Genomic DNA, 23177 nt, shown 5'->3' with positions numbered 1-23177 from the left:
GTCTTTCGTGCCTGGCTCCAAATCCTGGCCTGTCGGGGCAACGCTGGGAAATACCATCTGGCCGCTCCTCCCATACCGGCACCCGTATGGCCGGGCGGTGGCCGGCGTCCGGAATGCCTGCTGGGCCACTCGTAGCGAGCGGCCCAGCAGGCTGCCCTCCCGGGGGTGGAGGGCCGATCGGAGAGCTGCCGAAGCCGGCAACTGTGGTTCAGAACCGCCCGGTTTCCTGGGTCTGGCGGAGTTCGGGCACGACCGGCTCGGCAGGGCCGGCGGGCTGCGACAGGGCCCGGTGCATGCTGCGGGAGGGCCACCAACTCGCCTTCCCCAGCAGGGTCAGGGCCGAGGGCAGGATCATGATGCGGACGATGAAGGCGTCCAGCAGGACCGCGACGGCGAGGCTGAAGCCCATCTGCTTCATCTCGACGAGGTTGAGGAAGATGAAGCTGGAGAAGACGGTGACCATGACGACCGCGGCGCTGGTCACCACCCCGGCGGAACTGCCGATGCCCTCCAGCACCGCCGTACGGGTGTCCACTCCGCGCAGCGCCGCCTCCCGGATCCGGCTGACCACGAAGACCTGGTAGTCCATGGACAGTCCGAAGAGGATGACGAACAGGAACAGCGGCACCCGGGACCCGACGGCGCCGGTGGCGTTGAAGTCCAGCGCGTCCTGCGCCCAGCTGCCCTGGAAGACCACGACCAGCAGACCGAAGGCCGCGGCCGCGGACAGCAGGTTCAGCACGACGCCGAGCAGTCCGATCACCACCGAGCGGAAGGCCGCGACCGTCACCAGGAACGTGACCAGCAGCAGGAAGCCGACGATGAGCGGGAGCTTGGAGTTCTGGTGGTCGAGGTAGTCGACATCGCGGGCGATGTCACCGGTGACATAGGCCTCGGTGCCGGCGACCTTGCCGACCGTCGCGGGCAGGTAGTCGTCGCGGATGTGGTCGAGCGAGTCCAGCGCCTGGGAGGAGCTGGGCTTGAACGGCACGGACAGCGTCAGACTGCTGATGAGGCCGTCGTCGGAGGTAAGCACCGGGGCGTCCGCGTCCTTGGCGAACAGCGGGTCGGCCTGGGCGCGCTTGCGGAGGTCCGCCAGTGCCTGCGCCACCTGCGGTTCACGGGCCGTGTCCGCACGCACCACGACCTGGTGCTGGACCAGCTTCTCCGGGAAGGCGGACATCAGCCTGTCGTAGGTCTGCACCGCCGGGATGTCGCGGGAGAAGGTGTCCTTGCCCAGCACGCTCAGGTTGAGGCCGAGCGCGGGCGCGGCCAGGCCCAGCATGACCAGCGTGGAGACCACCAGGGTGATCACCGGGTGCTGGGTCGCGGGCCGCAGGACCGTCTGCCACACCTTGCTGGTCCCGCCGTGGTCGCGGTTCGGTTTGCCCTTCTCCGCGCGGCGGGCGGCCCGGTGTTCCGAGCGCGCCCCGAGCTTGGCCAGCAGAGCGGGCAGCACGGTCAGGGAGCTGGCCATGGCCACGAGGACCACGAGGATGGTGCCGGTCGCCAGCGACGAGAAGATGACGTCGGCCGCCAGGTAGAGGGTCGCGGTGGAGACGATCACCGCGAGGCCGGAGACCACGATGGCCCGGCCGGCGGTCTCGGCCGCGAGTTGGACGATGGCCTGTGAACCGAGTTTGCCGCCCGCACGGGCCCGTTCCTCGCGGTCCCGCTTCAGGTAGAAGAGCGAGTAGTCGACGCCGACGGCCATACCGATCAGCAGAATGATGTTGTTGCCGACACCGGCGTCCGGGAGGACGTGCGACGCCAGGGCGGACAGGCCCATCGCGGCGGCGATCGAGGACATCGCCAGCAGGACGGGGACACCGGCCGCGATCACCGAGGCGAAGGCGATCATCAGGGTGATGATCGTGACCGGCAGGGTCAGCATCTCGGAGAAGAGGAGGTCGTCACCGCGCTGCTTGTCGAGGCCCTTGCTCATGGAGGGCCCGCCGGTCTCCTCCACCCGCACCTCCGGGTGGCTCTTCTGGACCTCTGCGGTCTGCGCGACCAGCGGGTCGACGCTCTTGCGGGCGGCGAGCTCCTCGCCCTTCATGACCACCTGGACCAGGAGCACCTTGCCGTTCTTCGAGACGACCGGCTTCTCCACCCGGTCGACCTCCGGCAGCTTCCCCATCCGGGTCGTCACCTCGGCGGCGGCCGACCGGGCCACCGCCAGGTCCAGCGGGCCCGACGGGGAGTCGATGACGATCTGCTCGACCGGCCGGCGCTCCAGTCCGCCCTCGGTGGCCAGCGCCTCGGCCTGCCCGGCCTTGCCGACCCGGTAGTCCTCCGTGGTGGCGCTGTTGGTGCCGACGGCGGCAGAGGCGCCCAGGCACAGCGCAACGAAGAGGAACCATCCCACGATGGCCCGCCAGGGGTGAGCCGCACTCCAGCTTGCGATCTTGACAGTGGCCGACTGCTTCTTCACTGGTTGCAACCCCTTACTTGCGTAACGCTGGGCTTATACCTGTCAGCGATATATTACATGCGAAAGCCGGGACGTCAATCAGGATGTTCAGGGAAACGCCTTGCCCGGCTGGGGAGTTGGGTGATATCCGGCCACTCGGCACAAGGGCCCCCGCCCTCATCGATCCGGGGCGGGGGCCTCTGCCAGTGCCCTCAGCGGCCGCGCAGCTCGAATCTGATCAGTGCGGCGGCCCGGTCCAGGGCCTCGACGACCGCTGCCCGGCTCTCCCCGACCGCGACGATGTGTCCGGCGCGCCCGTAGGCGTCCGTCGGCGGGGCGACCCGGCTGCCGACGGCGGCGACCGTCACCCGTTCGACCCCCGCGACGGCGCGGGCCTCCTCCAGTCCGTCGACGCGTTCCAGCACCCCGGCCTCTCCGGGCAGCAGGAACTGGATGCCCGCGTACCGTTCGAAGCCCTCGGGGAGCGCCGGGACGCCCCCGCTGGCGTAGCGCACCTGGGCCGTGAGCAGGTCCACCCCGGTGGCGAGGCGGTAGAGCTCGGGGATCAGGCCACCCGCGAGCCTCGGGTTGATCTCGACCACCGCACCGCCGGACGCGGTGACCTTGACCTCGGTGTGGCTCGGGCCGCGGCCCAGCCCGGTGGCGGTCAGCGCGTCCAGCACGGTCCGCTCCACCTGCCGCGCGACATCGGCCGGCAGATCGGCCGGAACGATGTGCCGGGACTCCACGAAGTGCGGTGCGCCGGTCACGGTCTTCTCCGTGATGCCGACCAGCCGCTGGCTGCCGTCGAGCCCGAACATCTCCACGCTGTACTCCGGGGCGTCGAGATACTCCTCGACCAGTGCCCGGCCCGCCGTGGCCTGCCCGCGCCCGTTGGTCCGCACCGCCACGATCTCCTCGGCCAGGGCAGCAGCCTCCTCCGCGGAGTCACAGCGCCGCACCCGTGTCGAGCCGGAGTCGTCGACCGGCTTGACCACACAGGGCGTACCGATCCGGTCCGCCGCCTCGGCGGCGGCCCGCCCGTCCCGCACCACCTCGAACGCCGGCTGACCGACGCCGGCCCGTGCGAGGGTGCGGCGCAGCTCCCCCTTGTCCCGGCAGCCGGCTATCGCCGCCTCGCTCTCCGCGGGCAGGCCCACCGCGGTGGCCAGCGCGGCGGCGCTCACGGAATAGAACTCGCTGGTGGTGGAGACCCCGGCGATGCACCCGGGCTCGAACGCCTTGGTCACCGCCCGGATCAGCGCCTCGGTGTCGTTGGTGGCGCAGTCCACGACCGTGGCGCCGGTCTCCTCAAGACCGGCGTAACGGGTGGGGTCTCCGGTCGCGAGCACCGCCTCGTACCCGGCCTCCGCCGCGATCCGCAGCGCCAGCATGCCGGTTCCGGTGGTGTTGGACTCCACGAAGACGAACGCCGGGCGCGGAGCGTCGGCGCGGTTGCGGCGGAACGACCAGCTGTGCACCTCGGTGCCGTCGAGGACCTGGCGCGGCACCGTGGCGAGCGGCAGCCGCTCCAGTTCCTTCTCGGCCCAGTGCTCGTCGCTGTGCACCGTGTCCGTGTAACGGTCCCCCCGGTCCGGGAAGATGCCCACGATGCTCGTCCCCGGGGCGGACCGGTCCGCCATGGCGCCCAGTACCCGGTAGACCGAACCGGAGGTGTTCCCGGCGAACAGCTTCTCCTCCCGGGCCAGGTCCCGGGTCGCGCCGAACGCCTCGTGGTCGTTGAGCCAGTGCACCTCGTCCAGCAGGTCCTGGTCGAGGTTCTTCGGGTGCAAGCTGTTGCCCAGGCCGCTCTGCAGTCGTTTGGGCCGGTCGGGCTGGCCGAACAGCACGCTGCCGACGCAGTCCACCCCGACCACGTACAGCTCCGGCAGGGTCTCGCGCAGCACCCGCGAGGTACCGCACAGCGACCCGCCGCTGCCCACCGCTCCGACCACCACGTCCACGGTGTCCAGGTCAGCGAGGAGTTCGTCGGCCAGGTGCCGGTAGGCGGCGGGGTTCTGCGGATTCTCGTACTGCTGGGGCCAGAACGTCCCGGGGAGCCGCTCCATGATCTCCCGCAGCCTGGTCAGCCGGGCGCCCTGCCAGCCCTGGGAGTCCATGGCCGTGACCACGTGCACCTCGCAGCCCAGCGCCTTCAGCTTCGCCAGCGTCGTCCGGTCGATCCGCGGGTCGGTGACGATGTGCACGGGGTGGCCGAGCGCGGTGCCCACCAGGGCGACCCCGAGGGCCATCGTGCCGGAGGAGCTCTCCACGATCGGGGCGCCGGGCGCCAGCACGCCGCTCCTGCGCGCCTCGGTGATGATCTGCTTGGCCACCCTGTCCTTCATCGCGAACAGGTTGTTCATCTCCAGCTTCGCGTAGACGGCGACATCCCGTTCGGCTCCCAGCCGCAGGCGTACCAGCGGTGTGTCGCCGATGGCGTCGATCACGTTCCGACTCAGCATGTGCGCTCTCTTCCCATCGTCATCGGTCGAAGCTCAAGGTCCGGTAGACCGCCACGTTCCCGGCGAGTTCGGAGCACGCGCCGGCGGCGTCCACCAGCCGCTGGGGGTAGGCGGGATCGGCCTTGTCCAGCAGCACGCCCAGGCTCGTCCCGCTGTGGCCGACCACCACTCCGAGGCCGCCGACCTGCCCGCAGATGTCGATCAGGGACGACAACATCCTTTTGGGACGCAGCACTTGGTTCATCAGGGCGCTGCGCGTGGTCACCGCGCCCACTTCGGCGAGATCCGCCCCCGCCACCGCCGTCGTCATCCGCGCCAGCAGCCGGGCGTACTCCTCCCGGTCCGCGGCGGAGAACGGCTTGGGGATCCGGTTGAAGGCGACCGTGTCGATCTCGCCGCCCTCGTCGACGCCCACCACGCTCATCGGCGGCAGCGGGCCCAGCTTGGAGTGCAACGCCACCCGCCGGTGGTAGAAGGCCACGATGCCGGGGTAGAGGACGCCGTCGGTGGGCTCGATGCGCGCGAGCAGTGTCTCTATCCGCCGCGGCGGCATCGGTTCCCCCAGCGCGTTGGCGACCGCACGCGCCGTGGCCACCAGGTCGGCGGACGAACTGGCCAGGCCCTTCCCCTCCGGCAGGGTGCTCTCGACGGTCAGCACACCGCCCATCGGCGTGGCGGAGGACCGGACGATCATCTCGGCGAGGCGGAGCGCCTTGCGCTTGTGCGGGGGCTGCACCCGCAGCTCGTCCTGGCCGGGCATGCCGTGGAAGGTGGCGCGGGCCCAGCGGGCGATCGGCAGGGTGACCAGGAAGTCGCTGTCCGCTTCGGGCAGTACGCCCTGCAGCAGCTCTCCGAACGTGCCGAACGCGGTGCTCACCCCGGTCACCGCCGCGTGCGCGGCCTCGTGGCGCTCCGTGCCGGGCTGCCGCAGTGTTCCTTCTGGAACCCTCAACTCCGCCTCCCTTCGGGGCCGGCCAGCAGCCGGTCGAGCCCTGCGGCCGCCTCCTCGATGCCCTTGCGCCGGTTCTGCCAGCGCTCGGCCACCTCGTCGAACGCGGACGACTGCTCGGCGAGCAGGGCCCGTACGGCATCCGGATGGGTCGAGCCGTCGGAGGACTTGGCGGTGAGCCCGCCGGACACGCTCATCGCCTCGGTGAGGAGTGCGACGGCGTGGTCGGTCCGGTGTCCTTCCTCGGCCAGCAGGGCTTCCAGCAGCGCGCCGTCCGGCTCTGCGGGCGGCAGTCCGCGTTCGACGGCGCGCACGATGTAGCGGCCGGCCACGACCTGGGCGGTGCGCCAGGGCACGGCGGCCCGCAGCGTCAGCAGATTGGCGAGGGTGAAGCCGCCCAGGTACTCGGCGGCGCAGGCGTCGCGCATCCGGGTCTCCCGGAACTCCAGGTTCTCCAGCACCGCGCCGAACAGCCGCAGCACGGAGCCGAGTGCGTCGAAGGCCGCCGGTACCCCCGCGTTCGCCTCCTTGGAGACCTCCACCGAGTTGCTGTACGGGGTGTTGCGCTGGCCGGTGGAGATGTCCGTGTACGCGGCGCTCAGATGCGCCGTGCGGGCCCGGATCCGTTCCAGCACGGGGAAGTTCTTCTTCTGCGGCATGGCGGAGGAGATGCCCGACCACTGGTCCGGCAGGTCGATGAAGCCGTATCCGGCGCCGCCCCAGGTCATCAGGTCGGTGACGAACCGGCTGAGCGCGACCCCCAGCAGGGAGAATTCCGCGCACGCCTCCAGCGCCCAGTCGCGTTGCGCCACCGCCCGCAGCGCGTGGGTCCGGACGTGGCTGAATCCCAGCAGGCCGGCCATGCGTGACCGGTCCCAGGCCAGCTCCTGTCCGGCCATGGCACCCGCGCCCATCGGCGAGGCGTCGGCGGTCCGGTACACCGCTTCCATCCGCTCCAGGGTGTGCAGCACCTGGTCGCACAGCCCGGCGAAGTAGAACCCTGGGCTGATCACCTGGGCCGGCTGCATATGGGTGTAGCCGGGCATCGCCAGACCGGCCCCTCGGGCGGCCAGCCGATGGGCGGTACGGCCGAAGGCGACCAGCGCCTCCGCACTGTCCAGCAGCCGGGCGCGCCCGTACATCAACTGGGCGGTGGCCTGAAGGTCGTTGCGGCTGCGGTCCACGTGCCAGGCGGGCGGCACCTCGGCCAGCCGCCGGGACACATAGCGCTCCAGGGTGAAGGCGATGTCGCTCATGCTCTCCCCGGCCTCCTCGGCGACAGCGCCCGGGGTGACCTGGTCGAGCAGTGCGGCGACGGCACCGACCTGGGCGCCGTCGAGCAGACCGAGCCGCCGGTACTCCAGCAGCAGCACCTTCTCCAGCTGGATGTATCCGGGCAGCAGGGCCTCGATCTCGAAGCGGAGCTGTGGTTCGAGCACCTCGGCGCGCAGCAGCGCGTCCGGGCCGGACGCGATCCGCCCGGTCAGCCCGCCTGAGTCGCCGGAGCGGGGCACCGGCACATCGTCGTTTGGCATGCTTTTCCTCACGGGAACGAAGGAGCGGGACGCGACAGCGCAGCGGTCACGGCCGCGGCGGCATCGGCCGCCCTGGTACGAAGGAAGTGCGCTCCGGGGGCGGGCAGTTCACACAGCTCCACCGCGTCGGAGAGGAACCGCCAGTCCGCCAGCCGGTCGCGCCGCGGAGCGCCCGGCGTGCCGGGGTCCGGCGCGGGGACGACGACATCGATGCCCGTCGCGATCCGGTGGTCCGCCGGCCGTTGCCGGGCAGCGAGCAGGAAGTCCCCGGCGGAGCGGATGTCGTGCCGGTAGGCAGGGCCCAGGAGCCGGGCCCGCTCGGGCTTGAGGCCGTCGAACTCCACATAGGCGCCCTCGCGGAGAAGTGTCTCTGTGACCTCCTTGTCGCTCATCGCGCGGGCTCGGTCCATCCGCTCCCGCAGCCCTGCCGGGCCGTCCGGCAGTCCGCCTCCGAGAAGGACCCGGCGCGGCGCGAACGGGCCGCCCTCCAGCAGCCGGGCCAGGGCGAGGGCGGGTGCCGCCCCCTCCCCCTGCCCCCACAGCAGCAGCGGTGCGGCGCGCAGCCGTCCCAGCTCCTGCGCCACCCGCCGTGCCACTTCGGCCACGTCCACCAGGGTCGGCGGGCCGGGCACGAAGTCGTGGCCGGGCAGCTCGACACCGTGCACGTCGATGCCGCTCGGAGCCAGTTCCCGGGCGAGCGCGAGGAAGTTGACCGCGTTGCCGCCGGCTCCCGGGAAGCAGACCAGCACTCCTGCGGGCGCCGCGCGCCCGGCCGGCGCCGTCGCCAGCGGCCGGAGCAGGGTGCGGACGGGGTGCGGTCCGGCGTCGATGGCGGCGGCCAGTTCGGACAGCACGGGGTGGGCGATGATCTGGGACAGCGAGACGAGCCGGTCCAGCTTGACCACGAGCCAGGCCGCCGAGAGCGAGGTGCCGCCGAGGGCGAAGAAGTCGTCCGCCCGTCCGATGCCCTGGAGCGGGGCGTTCAGGGCTTCGGCCCAGGCCACCGCCAGTCGCTGTTCGGTGAAGGTCGTGGGGGCCACCGTCGGCCCGTCGGCGTGTCCGAGGGTGTCGGCCAGCCCGACGAGCGCCTTGCGGTCCACCTTGCCGCTCTCGGTGAGGGGCAGCGCTTCCAGCCAGTGGTAGTACGCCGGGATCATGTAGTCCGGCAGGTGGCCGGCCAGGGCCTCGCACACGCGGTGGTCGGCCACCCGTGCGGTGCCGACGAGGAAGGCCGCCAGGATCTTGTGCCGGCCGTTGCCCGTGGTGGCGACGACCGCGGCGTCCTTCACCCCGTCCACCGCGAGCAGCCGGTTGTCGATCTCCCCCGTCTCGATGCGGAAGCCGCGGATCTTGACCTGCTGGTCGCGGCGGCCGAGGAACTGGAGCCGGCCCCCGGGCAGCCAGCGCCCGAAGTCACCTGTCCGGTACATCCGTTGTCCCGGCCGGAACGGGTCGGGCACGAAGGCCTCCCGGGTCCGTTCGGGGTCGTTGGCGTAGCCGCGTCCGACCGCCACACCGGAGAAGACGATCTCTCCGGTGGCGCCGAGCGGTGCCAGCCGGCCCCGCTCGTCCAGCACGTATCCGCGCACATTGCGCCGCATGCGTCCGAGGGTGACGAACCCGCGGTCAGGGGCGCGGTCCAGGATCTCGTGCATGGTGTCGTCGCTGAGCTCCGTCGCGCCGTAGGCGTTGACCAGCCTGATGTGCGGCTGGCACGCGAACCACCTGCGCACCGGTTCGAGCTTCAGTTCCTCGCCCGTCACCGAGACCACGCGCAGCGCGCCCAGGTCACGGGGGTGCCGCTCCAGCGCGCTGATCAGCGCGTCGAAGTAGGAGGGGACGAGTTGTACGACGCCGACCCGGGAGTCGGCCAGTTCCGCCACGAAGCGGTCCACGTCGAGAAGCGTCTCGGTGTCCACGATGCGGGTGCTGCCGCCGGTCAGCAGCGGTGCGATCAGCTGCCACAACGAGATGTCGAGGGACTGGACCGCTGTCTGCGCCACCGTCTCCCCGGCGCCGATGCCCAGGTCCTCCACCTTCATCAGGAGGTGGTTCAGCAACCCCGCGTGCTCGCACATCACACCCTTGGGCGTGCCGGTGGAGCCCGAGGTGAAGTAGATGTACGCGAGCCGGCCGGGCGCCAGGGCCAGGCCCGGGTTGCCGGCGGTGTCCGCCCCGGCGGCACCGGACGCGCCCGCGCCGCACAGGGACGCGGCGTCCAGCGTGCGGCGCGCGCTCCCGGCGGAGACCCCGGCGTCCGGCTGCTCACCGTCCCCCAGCACGAAGCGGCAGTCGGCCCTGTCGAGCTGGGCGGCGATCCGGGCCGCCGGGAAGTCCGGCTGCACGGGCAGGTAGCACCCGCCCGCCTTGAGCACGCCGAGGGTGGCCGCCGCCCACTCCAGACCACGCTCCATGACGACGGCCACCACGTCCTCGGCGTCGAGCCCGTCAGAGAGCAGCGCGTGGGCGATCCGGTTGGCGCGGGCGTTGAGCGTGCCGTAGGTCCACGACCGGCCCCGGTGCGAGGCGGCGACCGCGTCCGGGTGCTGTCGCACGCGTTCCTCGAACCGCTCGACGAACAGCCGTCCGTCCCAGGGCTCCTCCGCACCCGCCACCGCTTCCAGCTGGAAGAGCCGCTCGTCCTCGGAGAGCAGCTCCCCTTCGCCCGCCGGGGCGTCCGGATCCTCGGCCAGCAGTTCCAGGGCCCGGACGTGGTAGCCGGTGATCCTGGTCAGGTGCTCGCCGGTCATCACGTCGGAACGGGACCTGGCCCGGATCGTGACGCGGCCCGCACGGACCCCGATGCCCACCCACAGCGCCGAGGTGTCCCGGTGCTGTGCCGGGTCCGCCGACTCCGCCGACTCCGACGAGTCCGCAGAGCACGACGAGTCCGCAGAGTCCACCGGGTCCGCCGAGTCCACCGAGGACAGGTCCAGCACGCACTCGTACGGAGGCCCGGACGCGCCGCCCGGCCCTTCGGTCCATTGGTTCGGCCGCTCGATCCGGGCCATCAGTTCGCGCCAGCTGCCCTCCAGCACCCCGTTCGCGCTCACGGTGTGCGGGGCGGCCGTGGCGCCGTCGGAGGGCACGAACGCGGTGCGCAGCCCCTGCTGGGACGTGAGCGCGCAGACCACTCTCAGGTGGGCCGCCAGGAACACGCTGTCCAGCGAGGCGGCCTCGCCCCCGGCGACCGTGCGAAGGCCGTCGGTGAGCCCCGGCGGCAGGACGGTCTCCGCCGTCACCGGCGTCACCGCCGTGCCGGGCTCCGCCCACCTCGGAATGGGTACGGTCGCACCCGCCCCGTCCTCGCCCCAGCTCTCCTCGCCTGCCAGTTCGGCCACGACCGTGCGGCCCGGAATCTTCGACACGTGATCGCCAACCTACGGAGGGAAAGTACTGTCCGGCATCCTGCGTGACCATGCTGTCGCGAGGCGCTGACAGGCCGCTGACGTACCGTGACCGGTCCGCCGGCGGGCCGGTCAGCGCCCGTTCGGCCCCGGCGGACCGATCGCGTGGACCGGGATGTCCGGAGTGGTGGCGACGGTGCGCAGCAGCAGGGTGAAGCGGTCGCGGAGGGCCTCGACGGTGGACCGGTCGAACAGGTCCGTCCGGTATTCGATCCGCCCGTCGAGTCCGTGGCAGGTGCCGTCGGCGTCCCGCCGCTCGAACAGGCCGAAGGTCAGCTCGAACCCGGCGGCTCCGCCGCCGACCAGGTCCACCGAGGCGGATGTGCCCGGCAGTTCCAGCCTCTCGGGGAGGGACGGGGTGAGGACCAGCATCACCTGGAACGGGGACCGGCCGAACACGGCCTGCCCGCTCGCCGCCCGCCGTGGCCCCTGCGCCTCCATGACCAGGTCGAAGGGCACGTCCTGATGGGCGAAGGCCGCCAGATCGGCCTGCCTGACCCGGCCGAGCAGCTCCCGGAAGGTCGGCTCCCCCGAGGTGTCGGTGCGCAGGAGGAGCGTGTTCACGAAGAAGCCGACGAGTCCGTCGAGCTCCGCGTCCGCGCGGTCGGAGACCGCGGTGCCGATCGGGATGTCCGTGCCCGCGCCGAGGCGGGTGAGCAGCGCGGCCAGTGCGGCGTGCGCCACGAGGAAGAGGCTGGACTGCTCGGCCGAGGCCAGCTCCAGGAGCCGCCGGTGCAGCTCTGCGGGGACGGTGAAGGCGACGGTGTCGCCGGTGGTGCGCGCCGGACGCCCGGACGGTGACGGCTCCGAACGGTCGGTGGGCAGCGGGATGCGTTCCGGCAGACCCGCCAGGGTCTTGTTCCAGTAGGCGAGTTGACCGGAGCGCAGGGCGCTGGGCTCGCTGTCGGTGCCGAGCAGTCCGCGCTGCCACACGGTGTAGTCGGCGTACTGGGTGGGCAACGGTGACCAGTCCGGGGCGCCACCGGCCTCACGGGCCCGGTACGCGGTGGCGAGGTCGTCCAGCAGCCTCGGCAGCGAGCCCCGGTCGCAGGCGATGTGGTGGAGCAGCAGGAGCAGTGTCTGACCGCGTGCCGCCTCATCGGTGAAGAGGACCGCGCGCAGGGGGAGTTCGCTCTCCAGCCGGAAGGGCCGGCCGGCCGCGGCGCGGAGCGCGTCCGCCAACCGGCCGGGGGAGACGGGTTCGACCGTGAGCGCCGGGCTCGCGGCCTCGGCCGACAGGATGTGCTGGACCGCCTGACCGTCCCGCTGCCGGACGAGGGTGCGCAGGGTTTCGTGCCGGGCCGTGAGGTCGGCCAGGGCGGCGCGGAGCGCCCGCGGGTCCAGCTCGCCGTCGCAGCGCAGCACCAGGGGAACGTTGTAGGTGCTGTCCGGGCCCGCGAGCTTGTGCAGGAACCAGAAGCGCCGCTGGCCGAAGGAGAGCGGGACCGGCTCCGGGCCCCGGTCCCGGGCTCGCGGCAGCCGGGGGACGGGACGCGGCCCCGTTGCCCCGGAGGCGCTGCCCGGATGATCCGTACGGCTCAGGTGGGCGGCGAGCTCGGCGACGGTCGGGTGGACGAAGACGTCCCTGACATCCAGCTCCGCCCGTGCGCCGAGGCCGGCCCGGCGGACCATGCTGATCAGCCGCGTCGCCAGCAGGCTGTCGCCCCCGAGGTGGAAGAAGTCGTCCTCGGCGCCCACCTGTTCCACGGCGAGCAGTTCGGCGTACAGCCGGGCCAGTTCGGCTTCCAGCGGCATGTCCGGGGCGCGTGACGGCGTGGGCGCGTGGGCGTGCGGGGAAGGCAGCGCCGCCCGGTCCAGCTTCCCGTTGGGGGTGAGCGGCAGCCTGGCGAGCGGGACGAACAGGGACGGGACCAGATGCGCCGGCAGCCGCTCGCGCAGCCACTCCCGCAGCCGGGCGAGAGCGGGCCCGGGATCGTCGCCCGCCGCCTCGCGGCTGAGGACGGCATAGGCCACCAGCCGTGCGGCCCCCTCAGCTCCCGGAGCACTGTCCTCCCCGTGCGGCGGGCCGGAGCTCGCCAGCACGGCGCCGCCCGTGACACCCGGTGCGGCGAGCAACGCCGCCTCGACCTCGGCCGGTTCGATGCGGAAGCCGCGGATCTTGACCTGGTCGTCGGCCCTGCCCAGATACTCCAGCGATCCGTCCCTTCGGGCCCGCACGAGATCGCCCGAGCGGTACAGCCTGGCCCCGGCGGGTCCGAAGGGGTCGGCCACGAAGCGTTGTGCCGTCAGCGCGGACCGGTGCAGATAGCCCGTGGCCACCCCGGAACCCGCGATGTACAGCTCACCGACCACCCCGGGCGGCACCGGGCGCAGCACCTTGTCCAGTGCGTACAGCCGGGTGCCGGCAACGGCCTCGCCGATCGGGACGACCCGCGCCGCGTCGTGATCCCGGTCCTGGTCCTGGTCCTGGTCCCGGTCGTGGTCCAGGACGAGCCGGGTCGACTGGACCGAGGTCTCGGTGATGCCGTACATGTTGACCAGGGCGGGCGTGGGGCCCCGGTGCCGCCCGTACCAGGAGCGCACGACGCCGAAGGACAGCGCCTCACCGCCGAAGATGATCCAGCGCAGGGCCAGATCCCGCCACCGCTCCGGTTCTTCCGCGTCGGCCCGGTCCAGGGAACGGAAGGCCGACGGCGTCTGGTTGAGCACCGTCACACGCTCCCGCACCAGCAGGTCGAGGAACGCCTCGGGGGACCGGCTCACCTCGCGCGGGACGATCACCAGCCGGCCACCGTGTGCGAGGGCGCCCCACATCTCCCACACGGAGAAGTCGAAGGCACAGGAGTGGAACATCGTCCAGGTGTCCTCCGGGCCGAAGCCGAACTCGGCGGCTCCGTCCCGCAGCAGTGCCACCGGACCCCGGTGCGGGACCACCACGCCCTTGGGGCGGCCGGTGGTTCCGGAGGTGTAGATGACGTATGCCGCCCGCTCCGGCACCATCGGCCCGCCGCGCTCCGCGTCAGTCAGGTCGGCGTCGCTGTCCGCCGGGTCGGCGTCGCCCGACGCGGTCGCGACGGCCCCCGTCGGGTCCGTCGCGGAGAGCACGCAGACCGGCCGGGCATCCGCGAGGATCCGCTCCGTGTGCTCCGACGGCCATTCCGGGTCGAGCGGGAGGTAGGCCGCGCCGGTCTTGGACACCGCCAGGATCGCGGTGATCAGCTCCGCGGAGCGGGGCAGCAGAACCGCGACCCTGGCTCCGGGGCCCGCGCCGCGCCGGATCAGGTTCCTGGCCAACCGGTTGGCGCGCGCGTTGAGCTCTGCGTAGGTGAGCCGCCGGTCACCGTGATGGACCGCCGGGGCGCCGGGTGTCAGCGCGGCCCAGTGTTCGAACAGCTCGGGGAACGTACGGGAGGGAGCGGGCGTGCCGATCCCCGGCACGAGCAGCCGGCGCTCCCCCGGTGTCAGCGGATCCAGCTCTCCGACACGGCGCCGGGGTTCGTCGATCAGCTGGTCGAGCAGGCGTACGCAGCGCTGGGCCTCGGCCTCGACCTCCTCGGGTCCGTACCTCCCGGCCTCCGCGTGCACCTCCACCATCAGTCCGGACCGGCCGTGAGCCGGCCTGATCATGACGGAGAGGTCCTCCACCACGCCGGTGTTGAGCTGGCGGAGGGTCATCGGCCGGCCGGCGAAACCTCGGCCGAAGCTGAAGGGGACGATGTTCGCGGTCAGTTGGTACGGCGCGTGCGCGGACCCGGTGAAGCCGAGATCGCGGCGGAGGTCCTCGTACCGGTAGCGCTGGTGACCGAGGGCGAGGGTGGTCTCCTCGCTGACGGTCCGGATGATCTCTGCGGCCGACCGGCGCGGGTCGACCGGTACCCGCAGCGGGACCACGTTCGACGCCGCACCGGCCACGGCGCCCATCGTCCTGGAGGTGCGGCCGCCGACCGGGAACCCCACGACGACCTCGTCGCCCCCGCCGGTACGGACATGATCCAGCAGGACGGCGGAGGCGGTCGCCACCGCCGTCCAGGGGACGTCGAGTGCGGACGCACGGGCGCGCAGAGCGGCCACCCGGTCCTCGGGCAGCCGGGCCGCGACGCGCACCGGTGCCCCGCCCGTCCGGCCGGTGCCGGTCCGGCCCGGTACGGCGGGCCGGGACGTACCCGGCCCGCCGGCCGCCTGCCAGCCGGCCATCTTCGCCGTCCAGAACTCACGGTCGGCCTCGAAGCCGGGTGAACGACGGTAGGCCCGTTCGTCGTTGAGCAGGGTGTCCAACGGCACCTGGTGGCCGGGGACCGGGACCTCGCCACGCTCCAGCGCCCCGTAGATCTCCCCGAGCCGCCGGGCGAACAGCGCCAGGCCGAAGCCATCCACCACCAGGTGGTGGACGAGCAGGTACCAGCAGACCCGGTCCTCGGCGATTCGCAGGAACGCGGTCCTGAACGGCGGGCCGTTCTCCAGGTCGAGCGGGCGCGGGATGTCTTCCCGCATCCAGTCCAGGGCGGCGGCCATCGGCGCGGGATCCCGCCGGAGGTCGACGACCGGAATGTGCCAGTCGGGGAGGGGCCCGGCCCACTGCCTCGGCTCCCCGGAGTCCGTGACGGCGAACCGGGACCCGAACGGCTCGGTCTCCGTCACGGCGAACCGGAAAGCCGCCTCGTACAGCTCCGGATCGAGATCTCCGGCGACATCGAACGCGCTCGCCAGCTGGTACCGGACCGGGGGCGCCAGCTGCTGCGCCATCCAGATGCCGTGCTGTGTCGTGGTGAGCGGCATCGACGAGTAATCCGCCGCGTGCCCGTGCTCCGGCTCGTTCCTCACGGAGTGTTCACCGAACCCTTCTGTGATGCCTTGGAGGCCCACCGTTCGACGAGTACGCGGCCGATGTCGCCGAGCACCGCGGGGCTTCCCATTTCGCTGTGCGCGCAGTCGACCGGCAGGGCTTCGAGCGACCCCTTGACCAGCGGGCGCCACAGGCCGAGCGCGGTCTGCGGCGAGTGTTCCCGCGCGGTGAACATCACCGCGTCGCCGCCGAACGGGCGGGGCTCGTGCAGTCCGGCGATCCGCGTGCTGTTGGTGAAGGTCCGGGCCAGCGCGGCGACCCGCTGCTCGTCGAAGGAGGACAGCGGCCCCTCCTGGGCACGGGCGATCTCCACGAACCTCGGATACGTCAGCGACTCGCCCGCCCAGCCACTGGGGTCATGGCCGAAGAGCTCCAGGAGCATCCCGAGGATGTCCCGGCCGGCGACCGAACCCGGCGCGGCCTCCGCCGAGGCCGCGGCGTCGACGGCGTTCCCGTCCAAGGGGTAGGCGTCCAGGATCGCCAGCGTCTGCACCGACTCGCCGCTCTCCTCCAGCTGCACCGCCATCTCGTGGGCGATCACCCCGCCGAAGGACCAGCCGAGCAGGTGGTAGGGGCCCGTGGGCTGTACGGACCTGATCTGGTCGAGGTAGTCCGCCGCCATCGCCCGCAGGGACGCCGGCAGCGTGTCGGCGCCGTCCAGTCCACGGGCCTGCAGGCCGTACACCGGCCGGTCGGCGCCGAGCGGCGAGGTGAGTCCCGCGTAGCACCAGGGGAAGCCGGCCGCCGGGTGCACGCAGAACAGCGGGGCCAGGCCGCCTGACTCCCGCAGCGGCAACAGGACCGTGCCGTCGGCTTCCTCGGGCCTGTCCCGGATGCCCTGCGGCCCGTTGCCTGCGGAACCGGCGCCTGCGGCCGGTGTCCTCGTACCGCTCGTGCCGCGCGCCGTCCGGGCCAGCGCCGCGACCGACTGGTGCTCGAAGATGTCCTGCGGTGTCAGGACAAGACCCGCCCGCCGCAGCCTGTGCAGCAGCTGGACCGACATGATGCTGTCGCCGCCGAGGTCGAAGAAGCTGACGTCCGTGGCGACTTCGGCGATCCCGAGCACCTCACGGAACGCCCGCGCGACGCGCTCCTCCCCCGGCCCGTCGGCGGCCGGCGGGCCGCCCTCCCGCGGCCTCGCCTCTGTCGGCGTCCTCCCCCGGTCCAGCTTGCCGCCGCCCGTGCGCGGCAGCGCGGCGACCGCCTTCAGCTCGGCCGGTACCAGATGGGCCGGCAGTCGCTCGGCCGCCCAGTCCCGGAGCGCGTGGCCACCGGGGAGGCGGGCTCCCTCGGCGGGCACCAGGTAGGCCACGAGCCGCGCGCCGCCACTCGTGCCCTCCCCGGTCACGAGACGGACCATGGCTTCGGTAACGTCGGGGTGCCGGACGAGGACCGCCTCCACCTCGCCGGGTTCCACCCGGAAGCCGTTGACCTTGACCTGGGCGTCGGCCCGGCCGAGGAAATCGAGGTCCCCGTCGGGGCGTCGGGACGCCAGATCACCGGTCCGGTACATCCGCTCGCCGGGCGGGCCGAAGGGGTCGGCGACGAAGCGCTCCGCGCTCAGCCCGGGGCGGCGCAGATATCCCCGGGCAAGGCCGCCGCCCGCCAGGTACAACTCGCCCTGCCGGCCGGCCTCCACCTGCTGGAGCGAGCCGTCGAGCACGTAGGCGCGCATGTGCCCCAACGGCCGTCCGATGGGCGGTGCCCCCGCCGGCGCCGGGCCGTCGCCCGCCGTGGCGGGCACCTGGACGGTGGCCGAGGTGGCATAGACGGTCGCCTCGGTGGGGCCGTACATGTTGAGCAGCCGGGTACCGGGCATGACCTCCCGGATCCGGGCGGCGAGGGAGGCGGGAAGTACCTCGCCGCACATCGCGACCGTCGTGGCCGACACCTGGAGACCGCCGCTCTCCATCAGCTTGGAGAGCACGGAGGGAACAGCGCACAGCAGCCCGCCCGACCAGCGCGGCGGGTCCCCGTCGAGCAGCGACAGGAGACCGCCGACCACCTCGACGCTGCCGCCGGCCGCCAGCGCCGGGAAGATCTCGGCCACCGACATGTCGAAGCTGAAGGAGGTCGCCGCCAGCGAGTGTGCCAGCGCATCGGCCCCGAACCGGGCGGTCGTCGAGCCCACCAGCTCCACCGCGCCCCGATGCGGCACCACGACCCCCTTGGGCGTTCCCGTGGAGCCCGAGGTGTAGATGACGTACGCGGGATGCTCGGGCCGCAGCGGCTCGGGACGGTCGGCGTCGGACGGTGCCGTGGACGCGAAGCCTTCCAGCTCCCTGACGACCGAGGGGTCGTCGAGCCGGATGAACGTGCCCGGCGCGGCGTACGGGCCGATGGCGGTCATGGCGGTCTCGGTCAGCACGCACTGGGGTTCCGCGTCCTCGATCATGAAGCGGAGCCGCTCGGCCGGGTAGCCGGGGTCGAGCGGCAGGTACGCGGCGCCGGCCTTGAGCACGGCGAGCATCGCCACGAGTGTCCCGGCGGACCTGGGGAGCAGCAGCCCCACGACCGATTCCGGTCCGGCCCCCCGGTCGAGCAGCAGCCGGGCCAGCCGGTTGGCCCGCTGGTGGAGTTCCCGGTACGTGAGCTTGTCGTCGGCGCCGATGACGGCGACCGCGTCCGGGTGGCTCCGGGCGGCGCTCTCCAACAGCTCGGTGAGCGTGCCCGCGGGCGCCGGGCGGGCCGGGGCGGCCGGGGCGCCTCCGTGCCGTGGCCCGTACTCGTAGAAGCCACTGCCCGACTTGCGTCCCACCTTGCCCTCTGCGACGAGACGGGCCAGCAGGGGGCAGGGCCGGAAGCGGTCCTCTCCGGTGTGCCGGCGCAGCACTTCCAGCGAGTCGGCGATGGTGTCGAGACCGATCAGGTCGGCCGTGCGCAGCGGGCCCATGGGGTGGCCGAAGCAGTCCTGGAAGATGCGGTCCACGGTCTCGGCGTCGGCGGTTCCCTCGCCCAGCACCGCGGCCGCCTCGTTGAGCGTCAGCATCAGCACCCGGTTCGTCACGAAGCCGGGGGCGTCGCGCACCACGAGGGCGTGCTTCCCGGTGTGGGCGAGGAAGCGTTCCGTGCGCTCCAGGGTGAGATCGCTGGTCGCCGGGGCGCGAACGACCTCCACCGCGGCCTTGAGCGGCGCCGGGTTCATGAAGTGGGTGCCGATGACCCGGTCGGGGCGGCCGGTGAAGGACCCGAGGCGGCTGACCGGAACGCACGAGGTGTTGGACGCGAAGATCGCCTCGGGTCCGCAGATCCGGTCCAGCTCGCGGAGGATCCCCTCCTTGACGTCCTCGTCCTCCCGGGCGCACTCCACCACCAGGAGAGCGGTGGCCAGCTCCGCGAGGTCGTCGGACCAGCGCACGAGGGACTCGGTACCGGGTGCGGGCGCGCTCGCCTGTTCCGGCGCCCCGGCCCGCCGGCCCAGCAGCCTGGCGGTTCTGATCCCGGCGCGGAGCCGGGCCGGTGCGGAGGCCAGCGCCCCGGGGTCGTTGTCGACGACCACCACGGGGTGGCCGGCCGCCGCGAAGCACTGCGCCACACCGACCCCCATCGTGCCCGCGCCGACGACGCCCACCAGTGCCCCGGCGGGAACGGTCCGCTCGGCCTGCTCCACGGCGGGGACAGGGTCCGGCCCGGCCTGTTCCTCGACGGGGGCAGGGTCCGGACCGGCCTTCGGGGGTGGTCCGCAGGGAAGCTCGCCGCAGCGCGCCTCCTGGTTGTCCGCCACGGCGTGCAGCAGCTCCACGAACGCTTCGGACATGGCGGAGACCGTGTCCGCGTCGAAGAGCTGCGTCGCGTACTCCATCATGACCACGAGTTCGTCCTGGTCCGCCTGCTCGCCGACGACCATCGAGAGGTCGTACTTGGCGGTGCCGGGGGGCAGTCCGGGGAAGTGCCGGCCGCTCTCCGGGTCGTAGGCGGGTGTCACGGCGATCTCGCCGAAGTCGGCGGCCGGTGGCAGCGTCTGATGCACGTACATCACGTCGAAGAGGGGGCTGCGGCCCGGATCGCGTTCCGCCGCGACCTCGCGGACGACCTTGGCGAACGGGACCTCCTGGTGGTCGAGCGCGCCGAGTACCGTCCCGCGCACCTGGCGCAGCAGCTCCCGGAAGCTCGGTTCACCCGACAGATCGGAGCGCAGTGCGACGGTGTTGTTGAAGTAGCCGAGCAGGTCCCACAGTTCGGGGCGGCTGCGACCGAGGGTCGGGGTGCCGACGACGATGTCCCGCTGGCCCGACCAACGTGCGAGCAGCACGTTGAGCGCGGCGAGGAGCACCATGAACAGGGTGGCCGTCTCCCGGCCGCCCACCTCGCGCAGCCGCTGCACCAGTGGGCCCGGGACGGCGAACCAGTGGGTCGCGCCCGCGAAGTCCCTCCGCTCCGCGCGCGGCCGGTCCGTGGGCAGCTCCAGCGCGGGCGGGCCGCTCAGCCGCTGGCGCCAGTAGCTCAGTTCACCGTCGAGGCGGGAGTCCGCCATCAGCTCGCGCTGCCAGCGCGCGTAGTCCGCGTACTGCACCGGCAGCGGCTCGACGCCGGGGGCACGGTTCTCCAGACGGGCCGTGTAGAACTCCAGCAGCTCCCGCGTCTGAATCTGCGGCGCCCAGCCGTCGTTCACCGCGTGGTGCGTGCACGTGCAGACGATGTGGTCGTCCTCGCCGATCCGCACCACCGTCACCCGTACGAGAGGTTCGTTGGCGATGTCGAAGACCCAGCGCTTGGCGGCGGTGATGACCGGCCCCGCCGCGGCCTCCGGAGCCTCCTCGTCCGAGACGTCCAGATAGGTGAAGAAGTCACCCAGTCCGGGCCTGATCACCAGCCCCGGCCTGCCGTCGTCCTCGACGAGATTGGACCGCAGCACCTCGTGGCGGAGCGCCAGATCCTCCCAGGCGAGCCGGAACGTGTCGACGTCCAGGGGGCCGCGGTACCGGGCGGCGCCGGGGAGGTTGTAGAGCGTGGTCCCCGGGTCGAGCTGGTGGTGGAACCACATGCCCTCCTGCCCGTACGACGGCACCGGCTCGCGGCCCGGGACGACCGGCGGCAGCTCGGTGTCGGGTGCCTCGGGGGCGGCCGGGGCCTGCGGCGTCCCGGCCGCGGCCCTCGGCCCCGGTGTGGGCGCGTGCGGGGCCCGGTCCTCGATGGCCCGCGCGAGCGAGCCGACGACGGGGTGGTCGTAGATGTCGGCCATCTTGAGCCGGACCCCGTACCCCGCTCTCACCCGCTCCAGGAGCTGGAGAGCGATGACGGAGTTGCCGCCGATGGAGAAGTAGTCCGCGTCGGCCGGGACCTCATCCGCGTGCAGCAGCTCGACGAGGGTGTCCCGCAGCCAGTCCAGTACGGTCCGGGGTTCGTCTGTCCGTCGCCCGCCGGGTGCGGGGGCCGGTTCCCCGACAACAGGCACCGGAGCGGGAGCCTCGGGCCGGTGGACTGTCCCGTCGGGGGACAGCGCCTCCCCCAGCGGCCCGGCCCAGCAGCGCACGCCGGTCAACGGATGCCCCGGCAACGGAACCCGGACCGCCGACGGGTCGTCCCGCAGCGCCGGCCAGTCCAGGCCGACGCCTTCCTCGTACAACCGGCCCAGCAGCTCCAGTACGGCGGTCTCGGTGTCGGCCCCACCGGGCTCCAGGCGGAGGACGCGGGCGTCCGCGCGGTCGTGGAGGTGAGCCGTCAGGCGGTCGCTGATCTCGCCGCGGGCGGCCAGCTCCACGAAGACCACAGGGCCGTCGGAGAGCTGTTCCTCCGCCGCCGCATGGAGCTGCTCCACCCGCAGCGGGTCACCCGCCACCGCCGGGTCCTGACCGCTGTGGGCCCGGCGCAGCGTGGCGGTGTCCTCCGCGCTCAGACCGCCCCGCAGGTAGCGGGCGGTGTAGCGGGAGATCCCCGAACTCATCAGGCCGTCCGGCGAGACGCCCGCCCGGACCAGCCGCCGGTACGCCGCGAGTTGACCGCCGGCCATCGCGGCGCGGTCGGCCGGTACGGGCAACTCGTCCGGCAACTCGTCGCGCGGCCCGACGGGGGTGGCGTCCGAGGAGAGCAGGAAGACCACCCGGGGTGCGGCCGGGGAAACGCCGTCGGCCGCTCCGTCCTCCCCGCCCCGACGCCAGGTGACCTCGGCGGCCAGGCGTGCGGCGAGCTCAGAGGTGTCCCGGGCGACCACGGCGGCACGGTGGGGGCCGTGGTCCCTGCCCTCGTTCAGCGTCCGCGCGATATCGGCCGGCGGGTGGGCGGCGCGGCGCAGTCCGAGCGACAGCCGCTCGCACTGGGCGAGCAGTCCGGCCCGGCTGCGGGCGGACACCGCGAACAGCCGAGGGCGGCCGACGTCGGCCCGTACCGGGGTGGTCACCGGGGGCTGCTCCAGCACGCAGTGCGCGTTGACGCCGCCGAGGCTGAACGAGCTCACGCCCGCCCGGCGCGGCTCGTCGCCCCACTGTTCGAGCGAGGTGACGACCTCCAGTCGGGCGCCTTCGAGGTCGACCTCGTCAGCGGGCTCCTCGAAGTGCAGCGAGGGGTACAGCTCGCCGTGGTGCACGCTGAGTACCGTCTTGATCAGCCCGGCGATCCCCGCGGCGTGGTCCAGGTGCCCGATGTTGGTCTTGACCGAGCCCACCTTCACCGTCTGGTCGCCGTCCGGGCGGGCGAGGGCCAGTCCCTCGGCCTCGACCGCGTCGCCGAGCCGGGTGCCCGAACCGTGGGTCTCGATGTATCCGGCGGCCGACGGGTCCAGCGCGGCGTCGCGCCACGCCTTGGTGATGACCCGGGCCTGCGAGCGGGCGCTCGGGGTGCTGATCGTCGCGGAGTGCCGGCCGTTGTGCGCCACGGCGCTGCCGCGGATCACGGCGTGGATGAACGCGCCCTCCGCCAACGCCCGTTCCAGCGTGGCGAGGAGCACCACCCCGCCGCCCTCACCGGCGCCCGCGCCGTCCGCTCCACGGTCGAACGCGCGGGAGCGGGCGGTGGGCGAGGCGATGCCGGGGAAGTCGGCCACCGCGGCGACGGGCGGCACGACGTGGCGGAGCTGCACCCCGCCCACGACGGCGTAGTCCGCTTCGTCGTCCGCGAGTTCACGGCAGGCCTGGTGAACGGCGACGAGCGAGCCGTTGCAGCCGGTGTCCACGCCGTAGCTGGGTCCGGTGAATCCGAAGAGGTGGGAGATCCTGGAGGGCAGGGCGCAGGGGATGTTCCCGGTCATGCCGAGGGTGCCGTGCTCGCGCACCAGGGGTGCGTAACCGTTGCTCGGCGAACTGAAGATCACCGCTGTCCGGCTGTCCCGGAGCCCCGAGGGGGCGTATCCGGCGTTCTCCAGCGCCTCCTGGGTGAGCTGGAGCGCGAGGCGGTGCTGCGGGTCGGTCACCTCCGCCTCGCGCCGGGAGAGGCCGAAGAACTTGTGGTCGAAGAGGTCGATCCGGTCCAGGTAGCCCATCTCCGGGTAGTCGATCCGGGGATCGAGCCCGGTGCCGCGCGCCCGTTCCCCGGGGATCGGGCGCACCGAGTCCCTCCCCGCCCGCAGGTTCGCGCGGAAGGCGGCGAGGGAATCCGCCTGCGGGAATCTCGTGGCGATGCCGATCACCGCGACGGCCGGCCTGCCGTGTGTCACACCCGAACCACTCATG

Annotated in this window: 7 protein-coding genes; all 7 read right to left on the bottom strand. The window is 72.7% G+C overall.

Translation table 11 applies throughout. From position 1 onward, the window contains the following. Window positions 1-208 precede the first annotated feature (208 nt). The 7 genes from ACZ601_RS35515 to ACZ601_RS35485 all read right to left on the bottom strand — a co-directional run bounded on the left by ACZ601_RS35515 (window position 209) and on the right by ACZ601_RS35485 (window position 23176). Window positions 209-2434, bottom strand: coding sequence for an MMPL family transporter (locus tag ACZ601_RS35515; RefSeq protein WP_469545605.1), 2226 nt, complete (start codon window positions 2432-2434; stop codon window positions 209-211). 191 nt (window positions 2435-2625) lie between these two features. Then, window positions 2626-4878: a pyridoxal-phosphate dependent enzyme gene (locus tag ACZ601_RS35510; protein ID WP_469545602.1), complete on the bottom strand. Its 2253-nt coding sequence runs from the start codon at window positions 4876-4878 to the stop codon at window positions 2626-2628. Between the two features lie 19 nt (window positions 4879-4897). Next, entirely contained in the window at window positions 4898-5830 is a 933-nt protein-coding gene (locus tag ACZ601_RS35505; protein ID WP_469545600.1) for a GHMP family kinase ATP-binding protein, read from the bottom strand. Beyond that, on the bottom strand, window positions 5827-7362 hold the full coding sequence (locus ACZ601_RS35500; RefSeq protein WP_469545598.1) for a lyase family protein: 1536 nt from the start codon (window positions 7360-7362) through the stop codon (window positions 5827-5829). The genes ACZ601_RS35505 and ACZ601_RS35500 overlap by 4 nt, the downstream gene beginning before the upstream one ends. Before the next feature lie 8 nt (window positions 7363-7370). Continuing rightward, window positions 7371-10730, bottom strand: coding sequence for a non-ribosomal peptide synthetase family protein (locus ACZ601_RS35495; protein ID WP_469545594.1), 3360 nt, complete (start codon window positions 10728-10730; stop codon window positions 7371-7373). Window positions 10731-10841: 111 nt separating this feature from the next. Continuing rightward, the gene (locus ACZ601_RS35490; protein ID WP_469545592.1) at window positions 10842-15551 is read right to left on the bottom strand and encodes an amino acid adenylation domain-containing protein; all 4710 of its coding nucleotides are present in this window, start codon (window positions 15549-15551) and stop codon (window positions 10842-10844) included. After that, the gene (locus tag ACZ601_RS35485) at window positions 15548-23176 is read right to left on the bottom strand and encodes an amino acid adenylation domain-containing protein (protein WP_469545588.1); all 7629 of its coding nucleotides are present in this window, start codon (window positions 23174-23176) and stop codon (window positions 15548-15550) included. Before ACZ601_RS35485 ends, ACZ601_RS35490 begins: the two co-directional genes overlap by 4 nt. Window position 23177: the final 1 nt, after the last annotated feature.

The sequence above is a fragment of the Streptomyces sp. NPDC104307 genome (assembly GCF_055584045.1).
The sequence above is the reverse complement of the archived record's forward strand: the minus strand, read 5'-3'. Positions and strand labels throughout refer to the sequence as shown.